The sequence below is a fragment of the Aestuariibaculum suncheonense genome, from assembly GCF_014596935.1.
In the GTDB taxonomy this organism is placed as follows: domain Bacteria; phylum Bacteroidota; class Bacteroidia; order Flavobacteriales; family Flavobacteriaceae; genus Aestuariibaculum; species Aestuariibaculum suncheonense.
The window spans coordinates 157,761-174,986 of the sequence record NZ_JACVXC010000007.1; the positions used below are offsets into that span (position 1 = coordinate 157,761).

Sequence of the window (17,226 nt, forward strand, 5' to 3'; positions counted from 1 at the left end):
TTTAAGTGCTAAAAAACGAATTTATTTTCGTCCAAAATCTGCTGGAATTTCACCCCAAGCTTTTGTTTCCCATTTTACGATGGTTGTTGTGTAGGTATTGGTCTTTAGCCAGTTAACCGCACGGTCTACCAATTCAAAAAGGTCTTTATTTTTTTCGTTGCGTTCTAATTTGGTGTTGCAGGTTTTCTTCTTAACCCAGCTTATTGCGGTCTTTGAGTCGGTGTAAATTATACGGTTGCTGTTTTTCTTTTTAAGGAGTGCAAGGCCGTGAACAATGGCTAAAAATTCACCTATATTATTCGTGCCTTCCTGAAAAGGCCCTTGAATAAAGAGTTGTTGTTTGGTTTTGGTGTCGACACCACGATACTCCATAACACCCGGATTTCCGCTAGAAGCGGCATCGACTGAAATGGAATTATAATTAGGCTGTCCAATTTTTTTTAGCTGCTCTGCAGATAGAGTACTGGTGAATGATTTGTTCTTACCTATATAGTCGTTGTAGTTTCCGTTTAAAGCCTTTTTGGCAGCTTCAAACGTTTCAAACGATTTGTATTGTGCACCTTCGTAATTGGTTATTTGAGCCTTACAGTCGTTCCATGTTTCAAAAACACCGACGTTGTGTCCTTTCCAAACCGTATAGTATTTTTTCTTTTTTTTAGACATGGTATAATACGCAGGGCTTACTGTTATATAGCTGTTAGTCTTGTTTTAATAATAATTGTTCTACCACTTTAGGGAAGTGTTCCATTTCCAGTTCGTGAATTTTAGCAGCAACATCTTCGGCAGTATCATTTGGAGTTACATTGCATTTAGCCTGGAAAATAATTGCGCCTTCGTCGTAGTTTTCATTAACATAATGAATGGTAATACCGGTTTCGGTTTCTTTATGCTCAACTACAGCCTGATGCACATTCATCCCATACATGCCTTTCCCTCCAAATTTAGGTAATAATGCCGGGTGTACATTGATGACTTTGTTTGGGTATTCATTAATAATAGATTCAGGGAATTTCCATAAAAAGCCTGCTAGCACAATTAAATCTGGTTTTGTGGCGTGTAAAAGATTTAAAACGTCGTTTGATTCGGTTAAAGCGATTTTGTTAAATGAGAGTGCGCTTACTTTTAATCGTTTGGCACGATCTAAAACTTTGGCTTGAGGATTATTTGTAAGAATTTGAACAACCGAAGCGACGTTGCTTTTGTTGAAATATTCGACTAAATTCTCTGCATTAGAACCACTTCCTGACGCAAAAATGACAATACGTTTCATTTGCTGCTTATTATTTTAAGTTATTTTTAGGTGAAATTCGTTGTAAAATTAAAAAGAATACTTCGTATAAATATTCAAGCGTTTTTCACCTAAAGGCCTATACTGTTATGTTTATTCGGCAAAAAAAAGAATAATTATTAACAATTAATGGGTTAAATTCAAATTCTTAAAATGAATTTAGTAAATTAGAAACACTTTTTTAATACTAAAGGTGTGTTATAAAAATAAAGTTTTTTATTTTTGCCAACTAATTAAAACTTAAAATTAAAAGATTATGTCAGACATTGCATCAAGAGTAAAAGCGATTATCGTAGACAAATTAGGAGTTGATGAAAACGAAGTTGTAACTGAAGCAAGCTTCACTAACGATTTAGGAGCAGACTCTTTAGATACTGTAGAATTAATCATGGAGTTCGAAAAAGAATTCGATATCCAGATTCCAGACGACCAAGCAGAGAACATTGCAACAGTAGGTCAAGCTATATCATATATCGAAGAAGCAAAATAAGCCAAGTACTTTATGGAATTAAAGCGAGTTGTAGTCACAGGATTGGGCGCTTTAACACCGATAGGGAATACCAAAGATGAATATTGGGATGCCTTAATCAGTGGTAAAAGTGGTGCTGCGCCTATAACCTATTTTGATACCGAAAAGTTTAAAACCAAGTTTGCTTGTGAGTTGAAAAACTTTAACGCAACAGACTTTATAGACCGTAAGCTGGCAGGTAGAATGGATAAGTTTACGCAGTATGCTATGGTTGCTTCAGATGAAGCTATTGCAGATGCGAATTTAGACTTAGACAGAGTAAACAAACTACGTGTTGGGGTTATATGGGGTGCTGGTATTGGAGGTCTTGAGACCTTCCAAGAAGAGGTTTTAAATTTTGCGAAAGGTGACGGTACGCCAAGATTCAATCCGTTCTTTATTCCTAAAATGATTGCAGATATTGCACCAGGAAATATTTCTATTAAACATGGATTTATGGGGCCTAACTATACTACGGTTTCAGCCTGTGCTTCTTCAGCAAACGCTATGTTCGATGCTTTAAACACGATTCGTTTAGGACATTGTGATGTAGTTGTTACCGGAGGAAGTGAAGCAGCAGTAACAATTGCAGGAATGGGAGGGTTCAATGCGATGCATGCCTTATCAACTAGAAACGAAAGCCCTGAAACAGCCTCTCGTCCGTTTGACGGCACAAGAGACGGTTTTGTATTAGGTGAAGGTGCAGGAGCACTGGTTCTGGAAGAATATGAGCACGCAAAAGCAAGAGGTGCAAAAATTTATGCAGAATTTATAGGTGGAGGTTTATCTTCTGATGCTTACCACATGACGGCACCACATCCGGATGGAAAAGGCGTAGTAGCCGTAATGAAAAATTGTTTAGAGAATGCAGGCCTAAATCCTGAAGACGTAGACCATATTAATACACATGGAACATCTACACCACTAGGAGACGTTGCAGAACTTAAAGCAATTTCAGAGGTGTTTGGCGATCATGCAAAACACATAAATATTAATTCAACAAAATCAATGACCGGGCATTTATTGGGTGCTGCGGGAGCTATTGAAGCTATTTCGGCTATTTTGGCTATGGAAAACGGTATTGTACCGCCAACCATAAACCATACAACGGTAGACGAAAATATTGATCCGGAATTAAATTTAACTTTGAACAAGGCTCAAAAGCGAGACATTAAAGTGGCTATGAGTAATACATTTGGATTTGGCGGACATAACGCTTGTGTATTATTCAAGAAATTAGACTAAATCCCGAATGAAAAACATTCGTAACATATTAAATTCCCGTTTTAAACGCAACGGGAATTTTTTTATGAAGCTACATAATATTCTTGGGTTTAAACCTAAAGAATTAAGATACTTCAAAAAGGCATTCACGCATCGTTCCATGAACATTAAAGACAGCAAAGGCAATGCTGTTAATTACGAACGTCTTGAGTTTTTAGGTGATGCCATGTTAAGTGCTGTTATTGCCTCTCATTTATATTTAGAAGTACCTAGCGGTGATGAAGGCTACTTGACAAAGATGCGCTCTAAAGTAGTAAGTAGAGAGCATCTTAACGAATTAGGTAAGGAATTAAGACTGATTGATTTGGTTGAGAGTAAAATTCCGCCGGGACAATTCGGAGATAATATTCACGGAAATTTATTTGAAGCCTTAGTTGGTGCTATTTTTCTGGATCGAGGGTATAAGTACTGTGAAAAATTCATTTACGATCGCATTATCATTCCTTATGTCGATATCGAACGTCTGGAAGGCAAAGTGATTAGTTATAAAAGTTTACTTATCGAATGGTGTCAAAAAGAGAAGAAAACATTTAATTATAATGTTTATGATGATACCGGTATCGACGAGATCAAACACTTCTCTGTAAAATTGTCTATAGACAATAAAGTGGTGGCAAAAGCCAGAGCAACTTCAAAGAAAAAAGCTGAAGAAAAAGCTTCGAAACGTGCTTTTTTTGTGTTTCAAAGTAAAATATCAAAAATGCAGTAAAACTTATCGAACAAAGCTATTAACTACAACGTTTTAGTTAAAAATCTTCTAAATATTAATAGAATCTTATAACAATTGAATGTTTATAAATACTATATTTACAACGTTTAATATAAGTTATGGCTGTTCACAAACTTATTCTCGATGATGTTTTTGATGAAGTGTCACATACTTTAATTGCCATTCATTGTTCCATTGACGATTATCGTTTAGCTTATCTTTTAAACAAACATTTAGGAATTAGTCTGGCTCGAAAACAAGCCGACATTGATGTAAATGTAGACCAGTCAGCCTATTCTATTTTCGAATGGAAAGATGAAAAACAGTTAACCACATGGAATTTGGTTTCCAATACATGTAAAACAGAAGTTCATCAACCAAACACAGGTAAGTCGTTGTTCGATTTACAGGAAAAGATAACAAGAATATCGCATTTAATACCAGAACACAGGGCCGTTAATTATTTTTTAAAAATAGATAACGAGTTTAGTACAAATAAGGAGAAATATATACTGCAAAGTATATTAAGCATTCCTAAAGTAGCAACTGCCTTTAGTGTTGATATTAATAAATTGAAATCAAAAGAAAATTTAATTTTTTAGCTAATGCCATTAAATAAAAAAACCAAAATAGTAGCAACGCTAGGGCCTGCTACAAGTACCAAAGAAGTTCTAAAAGGAATGCTTGAAGAAGGCGCTAATGTTTTTAGAATTAACTTTTCACATGCCGATTATAACGATGTTGCCGAGCGTATTAAAATGATACGTGAACTGAATGATGAGTTTGGGTTTTCTGCAGCGATATTAGCCGATTTACAAGGTCCTAAACTTCGTGTAGGGGTTATGAAGGAAGAAGTGGTTGTAAATCCAGGTGATGAAATCGTATTTGCAACAGGAGAGCGTTTCGAAGGAACTAAAGAGCGTGTTTACATGACTTACGAAAGATTCCCTCAGGATGCTAAACCAGGAGAACGAATTCTTTTAGACGACGGCAAATTAATCTTTGAAGTAGTGTCGACTGATGGTGATTCAGAAGTTAAAGCGAAAGTCATTCAAGGTGGGCCATTAAAATCTAAGAAAGGGGTTAACTTACCTAACACAAACATTTCTCAGCCAGCCTTAACGGAAAAAGATATTGAAGATGCGATTTTTGCGATTAGTCAGGATGTTGATTGGATTGCTTTATCGTTTGTGCGTCACGCTGAAGATTTACAGCAGTTGCGTGATTTAATTGAGAAACACAGTGAGCATAAAATTCCTGTTATAGCAAAAATTGAAAAGCCAGAAGCAGTTAAAAATATTGATGCTATTGTGGCAAATTGTGACGGATTAATGGTAGCGCGTGGAGACCTTGGTGTTGAAGTTCCTGCCGAAGAAGTACCATTAATTCAAAAGCAATTAGTGTTACGTGCTAAAAAGGCGAGAATTCCAGTAATCATTGCAACCCAGATGATGGAAACGATGATTAGCAGTTTAACTCCGACACGTGCTGAAGTAAATGATGTAGCTAACTCGGTGATGGATGGTGCTGATGCAGTAATGCTTTCAGGTGAAACTTCTGTTGGTCAGTATCCGGTACAGGTGATTAAGCAAATGGCGAATATTCTTAAAAATGTAGAAGATTCTCCATTAATTCAGGTGCCACAATTACCGCCTCACGTGCGTACAAAACGTTTTATTACAAAATCGATTTGTTACCACGCGGCATTAATGGCCAACGAGATTGATGCTAAAGCTATTTCAACATTAACCAATAGTGGGTATACGGCATTTCAGATTTCTGCATGGAGACCTTCTTGCCATATTTTAGTATTTACGCCAAACAAACGTATCTTAACACAGTTAAGTTTACTTTGGGGAGTTAAAGCTTTCTATTACGATAAGTTTGTTTCAACTGATGAAACCGTAGGCGACATTAACCGTATCGCTAAGAACGCAGGTTTTGTTAAGAAAGGAGATATGGTAGTGAGTTTAGCTTCAATGCCAATTGCTGAAAAAGGTATGGTAAATACGCTGCGCGTAAGAGAGATTACAAAGTAACTCGTATTCAAAATATAAATTTAAAAGCTGCTTGAGACATTAAGCGGCTTTTTTGTTTTAATTATGATTAAAATCCAAACTTTAACTGCACACTTACGCTTTTTTGATCCGGTTCTTTTTTGGTTTCGGTATTTAAATTAGATAATGAAATACCTAAAAGGCGTACTGAATTTTTTAGTTTTTCCTGATACAATAACTCTTTAGCTGTATCGAGAATTAATGCTTTATCATTAATAAAATAAGGTAGGGTCTTGCTTCGGGTTTGTAATGAAAAATCGCTGTATTTTATTTTTAAGGTTACTGTTTTTCCTGATACTTTACTTTTTGATAATCGACGTGAAACTTCATCGGCGATGTGTTCTAGTTTTTCTAACATAAACACTTCACTGGAAAGATTTTCGCTAAAGGTGCGCTCGGCTGCCAAACTTTTTCTAATCCGATTGGGTTTGACTTCGCTATTGTGAATACCGCGTACCACATAGTAATAATACGTGCCCGATTTGCCAAAGTGTTCTTCGAGATAGTCAATAGATTTTTGTTTTAAATCCATTCCGGTAAAGATGCCTAGCTGATACATTTTTTCAGCGGTAACTTTTCCAACTCCGTAAAACTTTCGAATGTCTAACTGTTCCAAGAATTCAATAACCTCTTCCGGATTTACAGTTTTTTGTCCATTAGGCTTGTTGTAATCGCTGGCCACTTTCGCTACAAATTTATTGATGGAAATGCCTGCTGAAGCCGTTAATCCGATTTCATTAAAAATACGCTCACGAATTTCTTTGGCAATTAGTGACGCGCTCGGGTTGCCTTTTTTATTGTGGGTAACATCTAAATAAGCTTCATCTAAAGATAGAGGTTCCACGAGGTCGGTATATTCCAAGAAAATCTTTCTGATCTTCTTTGAGATTTCAGCATAACGTTCAAAGTTATGACGTACAAAAATTAAATCTGGACACAATTTAGCTGCTAATGTTCCAGACATGGCACTTTTCACGCCAAATTTTCTAGCTTCGTAACTGGCGGCACTAATAACACCACGCTTACCTCCGCCGCCAACCGCAATGGGTTTTCCCTTAAGTTCAGGATTGTCCATTTGTTCTACAGACGCATAAAAAGCATCCATATCCACATGAATAATTTTTCTTATGTTAGAGGTCGGTAGCATATTGTAAATTTATAATATCTTTATCAAAGCAAACGATTTTCATTAAAAACAATAATTTGAAAACAGCAATTATTTTAGGAGCTACGGGACTGGTTGGAGGGCTGGTTTTACAACTGCTTTTAGAAGATGACAGGTATGAAAAAGTTATTGTTTTCAGCCGACGATCCTGCGGAGTAAAACACGCTAAGCTGGAAGAGTATATCGTTGATTTATTTAATCTTGAAGTGAGTTCAGGTCGATTTAAAGCCGATGTGGTGTTCTGTTGCGTTGGGACTACGAAGGCTAAAACGCCAGATCAGGACATGTATACCAAAGTAGATTATGGTATTCCGGTTATGGCTGCGCAAATGTGTAAGCGTAGCAACATCAATACGTTTATTGTGGTATCAGCTTTAGGAGCTCATGTAAATAGTTCGGTATTTTACTCCAGATTAAAAGGTGACATGGAACGTGATGTGTTGGCTCAGAAGATTGAAAACACCTTTTTGTTACAACCTTCATTAATTGCAGGAAACAGAGAAGAAAAGCGTCTGGGAGAATCTTTAGCTAAATGGGTTATGCGAGTGATAAACCCTTTATTGATTGGCAAATTGAAAAAATACCAATCGATAGAGCCTGAGACAATTGCACGAGCAATGGTGTGGCTGGATAATAATATTTATAAAGAAAACCGTATTCCTTCAGATAAAATTAAAAGCATAGCTAATCTAAATGATAGAAATTGAACGTAAATTTTTAGTAAAGTCTACAGCTTTTAAAGCTGAAGCATTTAAGCAAACCAGAATAGTTCAAGGATTTTTAAATACCGACAAGGCTAGAACCGTTCGTGTGCGTTTAAAGGGGGAACAAGGATTTATCACGGTGAAAGGTCCGTCGTCAAGCGATGGATTGGAGCGTTTTGAATGGGAAAAGGAAATCACAGCACTTGAAGCTGAAGCACTTTTTAAAATTTGTGAAGAAGGCGTTATTGATAAAACGCGTTATGAAGTAAAAGCTGGAAAGCATACGTTCGAAATCGATGAGTTTTATGGCGATAATGATGGGCTTATTGTAGCCGAAGTGGAATTAGAGACCAAAGAAGATCAATTTATAAAACCGGAATGGCTTGGAACAGAAGTCACCGGTGAAATAAAATATTACAATTCACAACTAAGTAAACACCCATTTAAACTATGGAAATAATAAAAAGAACAGTATCGGTTTTTGTGTTACTACTGACCCTTATAGCCTGTAAAAATGAACCAAAAGAGACAGAAGTCATTTCTGAGCCTATTGAAGAAGTAAAAGATACGATTGAAGTTGTTGAAAAACCAGTGGTTAAAACTACGCAACAAATTAAAGATGAACTTAAAGCCAAAGGCTTTAAAACTTTCGATTATGTTGACGAAAAAACGCAGGATACCATTTTAATGCAACAGTACTTTATGGCTTTTTTAAAAAGCGGACCAATACGTTCTCAAAACGAAGAAGAAGCCGAATTACTACAGGAAGCACATCTCGATCATTTAAGTAAAATGTATGAATTAGGTTATGCCGATATCTCCGGACCTTTTGGAGATGATGGCGATATTCGAGGTATTACTATTTACAACGTTCCTACTCAAAAAATGGCTGATAGTTTAGCAAATGCCGACCCGATGGTAAAAGCAGGACGTTTGATTGTTGAAATTCATCCGTGGTGGGCCGCGAAAGGATTTCCTTTAAGATAGTTTATTTTACAACGGTGATAAGATAATTGTTGTTGTAATTTTCAATGGTTATACTATTACCGTTATAAGTTCCTGAGAGAGGAATGGTAAATATATATTTACAAATACCTTCTTCTAATGTTACGTTTACAATTAAAACATCTGTTTCGGTTTCAGAAAGATTGATTTTGAAAGTTCTTTCTATATCGGTGCCAAATAACGGTACATTTATAAAGGCGTTTAATTGCGGATAATCATCAATAACAACATCATTTATCGTATTGTTATTATAATTTATAGAAATGTTTTCGGCAGTATAGGTTTCATTTTCTATTAAGTTATTTCCGTTTGTATCTGTTATTTTTAGGAGGAGTAAAGGGTTTCCAATGTAAATAACGGAACAGTCAATACTCTCTTTGTCTTTATCAGAACAACCAGATAACAAAATAAATAGACATAATAGAAGACTTGAAATTTTCATAACGGTTGTATTTTATATATAGATACCAAAAGTAAGAAAAGGTTGCGTTTAATTATTTTAAAATGTCGATGCGCCGTTTAGTTTCATTACCAAGTGCATCAACAACTGTAATGATATGGGTTCCTTTTTCTGGAACTATAGCAAACTCATGTATGGTTTTTGTAGTTCCTAAATAGAGGTTGTCTAAATACCAGAACACTTCGGTTTCAGGTTTTGAATGCGCTATTTTTAAAATGAGCTCGTTTGTTTTGCCGTTGAAATCTTTTGGTAAGAAAACACTATTGTGTTCTTCCGGATAAATAAATTCCATACTGGCTGTATTATAATCAATGCAGTCGTCTCTAAATTTAGGAAGTGACTTATAAAACGGATTTTTAGTTTTATAATAATAAGCCATTACCGGGGGCAAGATAAACCATGATTTGGTTTTTATATTACTATACGCTTCGCATGATGAGTTGACTTGAAACTGTTCGGTTTGATCTAAATGAATAAGTTTATGATATGGGCAGGGAGGCGTTTTTAAGCCGCTTAGTTGGACAAATGCTTGTTGAGTGTCGTCGCAATTAGCAGATGCTCGGTAGCCACTTTGTTTACATATTTCTGCCTGATGCATTTCATCAAAAGGTTGAGAAAACCAGGGACTATGTGGTAAAAGGTCGAAAACATCAAATAAAATTGGGGCTGCGGTTTGTACGCCAATCAAACCCGGACGGCCTTCACCATCGGCATTACCAACCCATACGCCAACCACATAATCTTTGGTTGTGCCAATGGCCCAGGCATCGCGAAACCCAAAACTGGTGCCGGTTTTCCAGGCTATTTGTTTAGAGTTATCAAAAAATTCCCAGTTATCGTCATTTTCAGGGCGGTTAACTTCTTTTAAACTTTCAAAAGTTAAGTAAATTGAAGCGGCGTCAAATAGTGTTTTTTCGATTGTTTTTTTTCCAAATTTGATGGTTTCTGAGGCTAAAAAGGTAGGTTCACAAAACTCACGAGTAAAATACTCACTGGAGGTTTCGTTATAATGATTTAAGGTGGAAGACAGCGAAGCATAGCTTTTGCATAAATCCCACAAATTACTTTCAGCACCACCTAAAATAAGTGAAAGACCGTAATGATTAGTATTGTATTTTAAATCTTTTAACTTCAAAGTTTTTAGGTATTGATAAAAACGATCGATACCAAATTCCTGAAGCATTCTAACTGCAGGAATATTTAAAGAACGCGATAAGGCTTTACTGGCAGGTACAGCACCATCATAACTTTTGTTAAAGTTTTCTGGGTTGTAGCTTCCAAATTGTGTGGGAACATCGGCAACTAAAGTATTAGGTAGTATGTCACCAGCATCAAGCATAGCTGCAAATAAAAATGGTTTTAAAATACTGCCTGTACTGCGGGGTTTATCAATAATATCAACATCCTTTTGATGGGCTTTATCTGTAGGGGTGTTGCCAACATAAGCAAGTACTTGTCTGGTGTGAACATTTAAAACTAAAACGGCACAATTATAAATTTCGTTTTGTTTTAATGTGTTATAATGCGATTTCACGAGGTAATTGACTTGCTTTTGTAACGAGATATCAATGGTTGTTTTAATATGGTTTCCATTTTGAGTTTTAGCAATTTTATGTAATAAATGAGGCGCTATTTTCGGCAAGGGATATGGTGTTTCAGGAAGGGGTTCTTCAACAGAAAGAGTATAGGTTAAAGAGTCTATAATTTGGTCTTGTACTAACTTTTTAAGTAAACGGTTGCGTTTTTTAAGCAGGATTTCTTGATTTTTCCCTGGATAAATTAAGCTTGGAGCATTAGGAAGTATGGCTAAGGTGGCACTTTCTGCCCAGGATAGATGATGCGCATCGCGATTAAAATAGCGCCAGGAAGCAGCATCCAACCCCACGACATTACCGCCAAACGGCGCATTACTGCTGTAATACGATAGAATGTTGTTTTTTGAAGTTCTGAACTCAAGACGAGTAGCTAAAATAAGTTCTTTTAGTTTTTCAAAATAGGTTCTGGAACGTCCTTTTCGGGATAATCTAATAACCTGTTGCGTAATAGTGCTGCCGCCACGCTTAACGGTTTTTGAGTTTAGATTGTCGCGCAGGGCTTTGAAAATGGAAACCGGATTGAATCCCCAATGGTAATAAAAATATTCATCTTCAAACTGAAGGATGCATGTTTTAAATTTTTCAGGAATGCTATCGTTATGCGGAAAACGCCACTGGCCATCATTTGCTATTAAAGCTCCAAGTAATTCGTTGTTGTTGCTGGTTATAACGGTTGCCGTTGGAGCTTTAAATAGTTCTTTTGGTAAGCAGAAATAATAGGCAATTAACAAAACCAGTATAATTGCCGATTTAATTTTGTGATATTTTATATAAGATACAATAGTATTCAAGTTATAAGTAATATTGAGCTTTCAGGTTGAGTAATATCCCTTAAAAGGAATTTTATTTCTCCACAGTTATCCACTGCCCTTTGGTTCTTACAAAATAATCGTTGTCATACATGGCTTCGGCTTGTATTCCCGGTAAAAAATAAGTGCCCAAATACGATGCATTTAGTAAAACACTAAAAGTTTTTGAGCTTTGTTTTCCTCGTTTATTTAAGTCGAAATAGAAGCTAACACGATCGTCTCGAATATCGGTATAACGTGCCGGATTTGTTGTATTGTCTCCAAAAGCAGTAAAACGGGTGTTGAAGATATCCCAACCCGATGGGAAAATTTGAGTTAAAGCAATATCATTAACAGGTTCATCTTTTAAATTATTTACAGTTATCATAGCTGCAAAATCCTGTCCCTGATGAAGGTTATTTATGTTGATGGTGTTGCCTTTTAAATCTTTATAAACTACCGAAATATTTAAACCGCGTTGCTCGATTAATTCTTCTCCTAAAGGTAATTTACCCGAATTCATCAGGTTAATAAAAACGACATTGCCTAAATGATTTTTAACATTCAAGGTATTGTTGCCATCCTGTATGGATAAGTTGCGTTGAGCAATAGTGCTTTTCGTATTGATGGTTTCTGTTTTTCCGTTAATCGTGTATTCCAGATTAATGGCTTTGCCACCATTTACCTCTACCATTTTAGCCATAGCCAATAAACTATAAGCGGTTGTTTGGGTGCTCATCCAATCGCTACTGGATAAACGTTTGGCAATATATTCGGCAATTTCTCTGGTTTTAGGGTGTTTAGTAAGTACCATGGTTTCCAGGGCCATGGCTCTGTTTCTATCAACCGAACCATAAGTGTAATAATCGTATGAAGCCGATGTAAAATTAATATTAGCTTTGCTAGATATGGCTTCGCTGGCTTCTTTTTGTCCCGCAAGAACATAAGCAGCCGCTAATCGCCATTTGGCTTCATTAGATAGTTCATTGAACTCACGTAGACGATTCATAGCAGCTAAATCGGCTTGTCCGGCCAACGCTAAAGTGTATAGTCGGTAAGCTTGAGCTAAGTCAGAATTGTAAGAGGTGTAACTTGGTCGCCAGTCGCGAGCCGCTTGTTTTTGGTATTTCAACCAGTTGATTTTAAAGGTAAGAGGCAAAACAAAACCTTTTTTCTCGGCTTCCAGCATAAAATGTCCTGCATAACTACTTCCCCAATCGTTGGTCGTGTTTTCGCCTATCCAATAACTTAAACCACCATTTGGTTGCTGAAAAGTACCAAGGCGTTTAATGGCATTCTCAATATTATTCTGAATGTTTTTTTTCTTTTCGTAAGGTAAATCGAAAATGTCATTTAAATATAACTGCGGGAATACACTCGAAGTCGTTTGTTCTAGACAACCATGAGGATATTGTATTAAGTATTGCAAACGACGAGAGAAATCCATTGGAGGTAAGGTTGAAAATTCTATAGTAGCAGTGTTGGTTCCCGAAACCCCGAAAGTAGAAAATTCCAAAGCACTGGTTTCATACGGATTTAAAACCTGATTAGTCATTTTAGTGCTTACAGGGTTTGGGTTAAACACATCAAGCTCTACCTTTTGCGAGGCGGTTTCTCCATGACCAGAAGCAATTACTTCTATAGTACTGAATCCTTTTGCTTTGCTAACATCTAACTCAAAATAAGTCATTTGTTCATCAGGATTTTTAAAATTTAATGTTTTAGTTTTATCTCCTAAAATTTCAATACCATTACTCAGTTTGAGTTTAATATTAACCTGCTTTATTTTTGAATCCATAGCAAAAACGGTAACCGGTAAAGTTACTTTTTCACCCGGACTTAATTTCCGCGGTAGCGTTGCTAAAACCATCAAAGGCTTTTTAACTAGAACGGATTTTTCGTTGCTTCCGTAGGCCTCTGTATTGGCATTACCTGCAATAACCATAGCTCTAACAGCTCCTATGTAATTTGGTAATTTTAGTGTGTGTGAAGCTGTTTTTCCGGCCTCAAGCGAAAAAGGACCTAAATACGTAACAACGGGTTTAAAACGGTTGGCTTTTTTGTTTTTTCCTGCAAGCGCAGAGCCATCGCCGCCAATGGCAAATACCTGATCTATGCTTCCGCTGTAAGCCCCGATAACATCATCAAAAACATCCCAGGTTTTTACACCTAAAGCTTCCCGAGCGTAAAACGTATGCCAGGCATTTGGCGTTTTAAATCGGGTTAGATCTAACAACCCTTCTTCAACAACTGCAATGGTATAGGTCATGGCCTTTTTGTTTTTTTCTGATACCTCAATTTTAAATTCCTGTTCCGGTTTTAATTCATTTGGCATTTTTATTTCAGGATACAGTCGGGTATCTGGATTTTCAACCAGTATTGGAATAACACCATACAAACGAATAGGTAAATCGTTTGCTGTAATGGCATGTGGTTGTAATAATGAAATATTAATAAATACATTCGGAGCCATTTCAGGAGTAATTGGAATATTTACAGTAGTTTCATTTTGAGTTGTTTTTATCCATTGATATGAAACCACTTCAGAGCCATTTTCAATGCTGATTAAGGCGCGACCTTCTGTACCGGACGGGAAGGTAATTCTAGCGGTTTCCCCAACATTATAAGTTTCTTTATCGGCTGAAAAGACTAACATTTTAGCGGCTTCTTTATCTGATGAAGGCGCTGTTTGATTCCAGTTTTTATAGAAATATGCCGTGCGCCCTGTAGCATGTCCGCTAACAGGGTCGATAACACGAATAAGATAACGACCACGTTCGCTTTCTGGAATATTTAAAGTGAAATGGGTTTTACCATTGGCATCGGTATTGATTTTTTGATCTAAATACGGACGATGATAATTGCTGGATACATAGCTTGAAAGATTATCGTAAGAGGAACTCCACCACCAGCGCCATTCAATTTTATAAATTTTTACTTCTAAATTATTTCGTTTAACGGGTCTGCCATCAGCATCAGTAACAATGACATCGAATTTCTGATTTTTACCAGTGTAAAAAGAGCCATAGCGATTTCCTTTTGGAGATTTTAAACCAACAAAAGAAGGGTAGGGGGCATAGGTTTTGGTAAACGCATCCATGGAAAAATCACCGCCATTTTCGAAGGCACGAACTAAAAACTGCACATTTAATAAGCCTGGAGCATTTTTACCAACGTTTAATTTGCTGTTAATAGTTGCCTGACCTTGTTCATCTACTTTACCTTCGAAAACGGTAATATCTTCTGATGAAAAATGTCGTGTAGGATCTGTAAATACATAATCTTTATAATTCTCGAAACCAGCATATGATGTACTGAACTTAGCTTTAATTTCAGCCTTTAAGTTTTTAGCCGGAGCGCCGTGTAGCCATTTCACATCTAGAAGCCCGTTTACAGGTGTGTCCGCAGTTAATATGTCGTTTTTAAAATCGATTTTAAGTTTTAATCGGTTTGGTTTTACGGTTTCAATGCGTAAACTTTTATGGAATGTCGCTCCGCCAACCGATACTTTGGCTGTGTAGTTACCTGTTTTATCTTCGGTTGAGGTGGGTACTGTAAAGCGATAAAAGTTGTTGATGTTTTCTGTCGTTACATTTTTGTGAATGAGTTTGCCATTAGGGTCTGTGATTTCCATTTTTACCGGATGACCTTGCGGTAATTTATTTGCTTTATCGTTTAAAATAAAACTTAGAAATAAGGTGTCTCCTGGACGCCAAACCCCGCGTTCGCCATAAATGTACCCTTTAAGACCACGCTGTAACTTGCTGCCAGAAACATCAAATTTGCTAAGAGATAGTGAGTTTCCGTCCTGATGTTTAATGTAGGTAATATGTTCTGCTTTAGAAACAATGGCAAAAGCGACATGCTTATTGGTATTTACGTTAACCAGTCCTTCGTTATCGGTTTTTACTTTGTTAATTTCCTGTTGTTGAAAATTATATAGTTTAATTTCGGCATTTGCCACCGGTTCGGTAGTTAAAATATCGGTTACAGCAAAAAAGTAACTGTTGTTACTACCTTTTTTGGCAATGACACCAAGGTTTGAGGCCAGCAGGTTTTGAGATACCACTCGTTCTTCATTATAATAGGAGTCGTGGCACGGGTTATCGCGTTCGCGCCAGTTGTAAGTATAGTTTTTATAGCGGTAGGTTAAATTGTCCCAGTAGGCTTCTTCTTTTTGATCTTCATTTTCAGAGTTGTAGTCAGAATTACTGTCAAGGTCATCTTCGTCATAGTAATAATCATCTTCATAGTAATCGTCATCAGAAATGCTTGGTGTATAATCATCACAATTATACAGGGAATACTCTTTGCTGAAACTCAATTCTACACGATAAATTGAACCCGCATCAGCCTTAAAATATTTTGATAAATCGATGCTGTAAGCTTTCCATTTTCCTTCGTTAATATCACCTTCCTGGTATAAAGAAATGGTTTGTTTGGCAATACGACGCCCAACACGTTTTATATCGTTTGCGCTGTTGCTGTTTAAGTTATTGTCTTGTAAAAACTGAAGTACGTTATCTTCAAAAATTTTGATGATTCTAACATCGATGGCTTTCAGATTAACGGCTTCAAAATTAAATTTTAATTCTTTGGAATTTGGTAAAATATTACCGTTACTAATTAGTCTGACCTGAGGTTTTAATTCTTCGAAAGATAGTGTTTCAGAAAATGGTTTTTTAAGTTTATAACCATCGACATTGGTGATGCCTTGAAAAATGTCAATAGATACGTTGCCCACTAATCGGCTGTTAGGATAAACTTTTAAAACGTTACCATCGACAATGTATTTTGGATTTTTAGCGTTTTGAATGCTGATTAAACCATCGAAATTTTGTTGTTTTTTTAGAGGATCGGAAAAATTGATAATTAGCGATTGCTCCGGACGCTGTATAACATCAATATTAACAATTGAAAAATTATTAACTCCTGGAATATTGATTTTGTTTTCTCCTGTATTGTCTGCACTTATCGCTTTACCATTCCATGTTACAATAATTTCTGAATCTTCTACCAGACGATGAATACTGTCAATTTTAAAATCGAAAATTCTGGTATTTTCGCTGGTTTCGTTCCATTGTAATTTTAATGTTTTTCCATTTTGCGAAGCTTCAACCAATTGTTTGGCTTTATCTAAAGAAATAACATCGGCCGATTTTAGGGTGGCTTCTATATATTGCCATGTTTTACTGTACGATTGTAAATTATTGGTAATAATGTTGAAGTTAGGCTCTATAGTTTTAAACTGAAAAGTATAGCTTTCAAATTCCTTTGTGATATTTTTATAAATGGCATCGAGTTTTACCGTAACGGTATATTCTGTATCAGATTCTAATGGTTCGTCGGGACTAAAGGATAGGGTATGTGCATTGGTAGCAGTTAATTTGCCTTGAATATGAGGTTTAACACTAATAATATCATTTGTAATTTCTTGACCTATAACCCAATTTTCAACATCTTTTCTTAAACTAATTACTATAGGATCGGCAACAGAAACTCTTCCTGAGGTTGTGTAACTAACATAGTCTTTGAATTTAAAGAGATTGTCGGTGTTTTGATCACCTGATTTTTTTTTACAGGAAAAAATAAGAACAAAGCTTAATACAAGAGTTATAATATGTTTAAAAGACATGTTAACGAGGTTTTATGCGCTAACGAAT

14 protein-coding genes are annotated in these 17,226 nt (G+C 36.2%); 8 read left to right on the forward strand and 6 right to left on the reverse strand.

The window, feature by feature from the left end; genetic code table 11:
- Nucleotides 1-21: 21 nt before the first annotated feature.
- Together ICJ84_RS15385 and purN are read right to left on the reverse strand one after the other, a co-directional pair.
- Nucleotides 22-663 carry a ribonuclease H1 domain-containing protein gene (locus tag ICJ84_RS15385; RefSeq protein WP_188217307.1) on the reverse strand — a complete coding sequence of 214 codons (642 nt, stop codon included), beginning with the start codon at nucleotides 661-663 and terminating at the stop codon, nucleotides 22-24.
- Nucleotides 664-697: 34 nt separating this feature from the next.
- The gene (gene purN / locus ICJ84_RS15390) at nucleotides 698-1,270 is read right to left on the reverse strand and encodes a phosphoribosylglycinamide formyltransferase (protein ID WP_188217308.1); all 573 of its coding nucleotides are present in this window, start codon (nucleotides 1,268-1,270) and stop codon (nucleotides 698-700) included.
- 274 nt (nucleotides 1,271-1,544) lie between these two features.
- Here purN and ICJ84_RS15395 point away from each other — a divergent pair, with 274 nt between their 5' ends.
- The 5 genes from ICJ84_RS15395 to pyk all read left to right on the forward strand — a co-directional run bounded on the left by ICJ84_RS15395 (nucleotide 1,545) and on the right by pyk (nucleotide 5,828).
- Nucleotides 1,545-1,778, forward strand: a complete 234-nt coding sequence (locus tag ICJ84_RS15395; protein ID WP_008269813.1) for an acyl carrier protein — start codon at nucleotides 1,545-1,547, stop codon at nucleotides 1,776-1,778.
- A gap of 12 nt (nucleotides 1,779-1,790) precedes the next feature.
- Complete coding sequence (gene fabF, locus ICJ84_RS15400; protein WP_188217309.1) at nucleotides 1,791-3,041, forward strand: beta-ketoacyl-ACP synthase II; 1,251 nt, start codon at nucleotides 1,791-1,793, stop codon at nucleotides 3,039-3,041.
- Nucleotides 3,042-3,048: 7 nt separating this feature from the next.
- The gene (rnc, locus tag ICJ84_RS15405) at nucleotides 3,049-3,789 is read left to right on the forward strand and encodes a ribonuclease III (RefSeq protein ID WP_188217310.1); all 741 of its coding nucleotides are present in this window, start codon (nucleotides 3,049-3,051) and stop codon (nucleotides 3,787-3,789) included.
- Between the two features lie 119 nt (nucleotides 3,790-3,908).
- Nucleotides 3,909-4,391, forward strand: a complete 483-nt coding sequence (locus ICJ84_RS15410) for an IPExxxVDY family protein (protein ID WP_188217311.1) — start codon at nucleotides 3,909-3,911, stop codon at nucleotides 4,389-4,391.
- Between the two features lie 3 nt (nucleotides 4,392-4,394).
- A complete protein-coding gene (gene pyk, locus ICJ84_RS15415) occupies nucleotides 4,395-5,828 on the forward strand; it encodes a pyruvate kinase (protein WP_188217312.1) in 1,434 nt (477 codons plus the stop codon).
- Nucleotides 5,829-5,895: 67 nt separating this feature from the next.
- On the opposite strand, the gene dinB is transcribed toward pyk, so the two are convergent.
- On the reverse strand, nucleotides 5,896-6,993 hold the full coding sequence (gene dinB / locus ICJ84_RS15420) for a DNA polymerase IV (protein WP_188217313.1): 1,098 nt from the start codon (nucleotides 6,991-6,993) through the stop codon (nucleotides 5,896-5,898).
- Between the two features lie 56 nt (nucleotides 6,994-7,049).
- Here dinB and ICJ84_RS15425 point away from each other — a divergent pair, with 56 nt between their 5' ends.
- From ICJ84_RS15425 to ICJ84_RS15435, 3 genes are read left to right on the forward strand one after another with little or no spacing between them, the layout of a single operon-like run.
- Nucleotides 7,050-7,718, forward strand: a complete 669-nt coding sequence (locus ICJ84_RS15425; RefSeq protein WP_194408575.1) for an NAD(P)H-binding protein — start codon at nucleotides 7,050-7,052, stop codon at nucleotides 7,716-7,718.
- Nucleotides 7,705-8,175, forward strand: a complete 471-nt coding sequence (locus ICJ84_RS15430) for a CYTH domain-containing protein (protein ID WP_188217314.1) — start codon at nucleotides 7,705-7,707, stop codon at nucleotides 8,173-8,175. The genes ICJ84_RS15425 and ICJ84_RS15430 overlap by 14 nt, the downstream gene beginning before the upstream one ends.
- Nucleotides 8,166-8,702, forward strand: a complete 537-nt coding sequence (locus ICJ84_RS15435; RefSeq protein WP_188217315.1) for a YciI family protein — start codon at nucleotides 8,166-8,168, stop codon at nucleotides 8,700-8,702. The genes ICJ84_RS15430 and ICJ84_RS15435 overlap by 10 nt, the downstream gene beginning before the upstream one ends.
- A 1-nt stretch (nucleotide 8,703) precedes the next feature.
- Here the strand turns inward: ICJ84_RS15435 and ICJ84_RS15440 are convergent, their stop codons facing one another.
- From ICJ84_RS15440 to ICJ84_RS15450, 3 genes are read right to left on the reverse strand one after another with little or no spacing between them, the layout of a single operon-like run.
- Nucleotides 8,704-9,162, reverse strand: a complete 459-nt coding sequence (locus tag ICJ84_RS15440; protein WP_188217316.1) for a hypothetical protein — start codon at nucleotides 9,160-9,162, stop codon at nucleotides 8,704-8,706.
- A 52-nt stretch (nucleotides 9,163-9,214) separates the two neighbouring features.
- Nucleotides 9,215-11,566: a penicillin-binding protein 1C gene (gene pbpC / locus ICJ84_RS15445; RefSeq protein WP_188217317.1), complete on the reverse strand. Its 2,352-nt coding sequence runs from the start codon at nucleotides 11,564-11,566 to the stop codon at nucleotides 9,215-9,217.
- Nucleotides 11,567-11,618: 52 nt separating this feature from the next.
- Nucleotides 11,619-17,198 (reverse strand): alpha-2-macroglobulin family protein, encoded by a 5,580-nt coding sequence (locus ICJ84_RS15450; protein WP_188217318.1) that lies wholly within the window; start codon nucleotides 17,196-17,198, stop codon nucleotides 11,619-11,621.
- Nucleotides 17,199-17,226 lie beyond the last annotated feature (28 nt).

Excerpts from the sequence above, each read along its gene's own strand:
- ICJ84_RS15440 (WP_188217316.1), bottom strand. The coding sequence starts at position 9,162 with ATGAAAATTTCAAGTCTTCTATTATGTCTATTTATTTTGTTATCTGGT.
- ICJ84_RS15450 (WP_188217318.1), bottom strand. The coding sequence starts at position 17,198 with ATGTCTTTTAAACATATTATAACTCTTGTATTAAGCTTTGTTCTTATT.
- fabF (WP_188217309.1), top strand. The coding sequence starts at position 1,791 with ATGGAATTAAAGCGAGTTGTAGTCACAGGATTGGGCGCTTTAACACCG.
- purN (WP_188217308.1), bottom strand. The coding sequence starts at position 1,270 with ATGAAACGTATTGTCATTTTTGCGTCAGGAAGTGGTTCTAATGCAGAG.
- ICJ84_RS15430 (WP_188217314.1), top strand. The coding sequence starts at position 7,705 with ATGATAGAAATTGAACGTAAATTTTTAGTAAAGTCTACAGCTTTTAAA.
- pyk (WP_188217312.1), top strand. The coding sequence starts at position 4,395 with ATGCCATTAAATAAAAAAACCAAAATAGTAGCAACGCTAGGGCCTGCT.
- dinB (WP_188217313.1), bottom strand. The coding sequence starts at position 6,993 with ATGCTACCGACCTCTAACATAAGAAAAATTATTCATGTGGATATGGAT.
- ICJ84_RS15395 (WP_008269813.1), top strand. The coding sequence starts at position 1,545 with ATGTCAGACATTGCATCAAGAGTAAAAGCGATTATCGTAGACAAATTA.
- ICJ84_RS15410 (WP_188217311.1), top strand. The coding sequence starts at position 3,909 with ATGGCTGTTCACAAACTTATTCTCGATGATGTTTTTGATGAAGTGTCA.
- rnc (WP_188217310.1), top strand. The coding sequence starts at position 3,049 with ATGAAAAACATTCGTAACATATTAAATTCCCGTTTTAAACGCAACGGG.
- ICJ84_RS15385 (WP_188217307.1), bottom strand. The coding sequence starts at position 663 with ATGTCTAAAAAAAAGAAAAAATACTATACGGTTTGGAAAGGACACAAC.
- ICJ84_RS15435 (WP_188217315.1), top strand. The coding sequence starts at position 8,166 with ATGGAAATAATAAAAAGAACAGTATCGGTTTTTGTGTTACTACTGACC.